We start from the raw sequence: 1595 nt of genomic DNA, 5'->3' as shown, positions 1-1595 counted from the left end.
GGGGGGGTGTCCCTATCTCCGCTGTCAAGCGATCCGGCCGGGATTTCTCTGATTTCGAGGCAGTGGAGGGCCATCGATCTTGAGCACGCCGAGCAGCTGCCCGTCCGAAGGGCGGGCAGCATCCGGTTCGGGCGTGGTCAGGCCGCTGTCGCGGCCTCCCGGGACTCCGTGGCGTCCGGCCGCGGTTCGCCTGGCTGCCGGTAGAACTGGCCAGTCTTGAGCATCGCGTAGAGGACGTCGCAGCGCCGCCGGGCCAGGCAGATCAGGGCGGCGTTGTGTTTCTTCCCCTCGCCTCGTTTCTTCGCGTAGTAGGCGCGGCTGACCGGGTCGCTGAGCGAGGCGAACGCCGACAGGAACAGTGCCCGTTTGAGTTTCCGGTTCCCCGACCGCGACAGGTGTTCACCGCCGATGGAGGTGCCTGATTGGTGGGTGACCGGCGCGATGCCGGCATAGGCGGCCAGGTGCCCCGGTGAGGCGAAGTCGGAGACGTCACCGATCTCGAGCAGGATCCGGGCTCCGGTCCTGACGCCGATGCCGGGCATCGAGGTCAGGACCCTGGAAAGAGGGTGTGCATCGAGCATCCTCTCGACATCGGTGGCGATGTCCTTTCGTTGCTGCACAACCGATTTCAGTGACTCGGCCAGCCGAGGCAGGACGAGGTCGGCGGCGGCGGTGCCCGGGACGGTGACGGTCTGGGCGGCGAGGGCGGTGAAAATGTCGTCGGCCAGGCGGGCGCCCATGCGGGGCGCGTGCTTGACCGCGACCGCAGTGACGCGCTTGCGGCCGGTCTTCGCGATGCCGGCCGGGCCGCCGAAGCGTGCCAGGATCTCCTGCACGGCCGGGTGTGCGACGCGCGGGCCGAGTACCCGCTCCAGCGCGGGGTGAATGCCGGTCAGCAGGCCGCGGATGCGGTTGCTGGTGCGGGTCGCTTCCACGGCCAGGTCGTCGTCGTAGCCGACTAGCAGCTCCAGCTCGGCTAGGGCGTCGTCACCGGCGTCGGTGCGGCGCAGCGTGTGGGGCATGGTGCGAGCGGCGTCGGCGATGATGAATGCGTCTCGGGCATCGGTTTTCGCGTGACCGGGGTAGAGGTCGGCGATGCGGCGCATCGACAGTCCGGGCAGGTAGGCGACGTCGTGACCACACGCGCGGGCCACGGTCACCGGCAGGGCGCCGATGGTGTTGGGCTGATCGACCACGATCAGCAGCGGTCCGCGGTTGGCGAGTTTGCCGAACACCTCCCGCAGCTGTGCTTCGTCGTTGGGTAATGCTTTGTCGTACAAGCGTTTCCCGTCTGCGCCGAGGCCGACGGCGTGGTGGTTGGTCTTGCCGACATCGATACCGCAGAACACCGCGTACTGCTGATGCACCCGTGCTCCCGAAATAGGTCGAACCCGGACGGCCGCCGATCCGGCATCGACACCCGGCACCCACGTTATAGCCAGACCTTCGAGCGGTCCTGTCCCTATTCAGCGGTGAGCCGACGCCCCGGGCCCGGCGGCAACACCCCCCGGATCATTCGAGAGACTGGGGGCAAAGAGCCATACCGGGCCCGGCGACCGTAGCCCCTGATTGGAGCTGGGAAAAAGATAACGGGG

1 protein-coding gene is annotated in these 1595 nt (G+C 68.0%); it reads right to left on the bottom strand.

Annotated elements, in window-relative coordinates; translation table 11 throughout:
• Nucleotides 1-137: 137 nt before the first annotated feature.
• Complete coding sequence (locus A5789_RS12200) at nt 138-1367, bottom strand: IS110 family transposase (RefSeq protein ID WP_064923398.1); 1230 nt, start codon at nt 1365-1367, stop codon at nt 138-140.
• Between the last annotated feature and the right edge of the window lie 228 nt (nt 1368-1595).

It is taken from the genome of Nocardia sp. 852002-51101_SCH5132738, assembly GCF_001665695.1.
Lineage (GTDB): Bacteria > Actinomycetota > Actinomycetes > Mycobacteriales > Mycobacteriaceae > Nocardia > Nocardia nova.
This window is presented reverse-complemented; position numbering and strand designations above follow the sequence as displayed.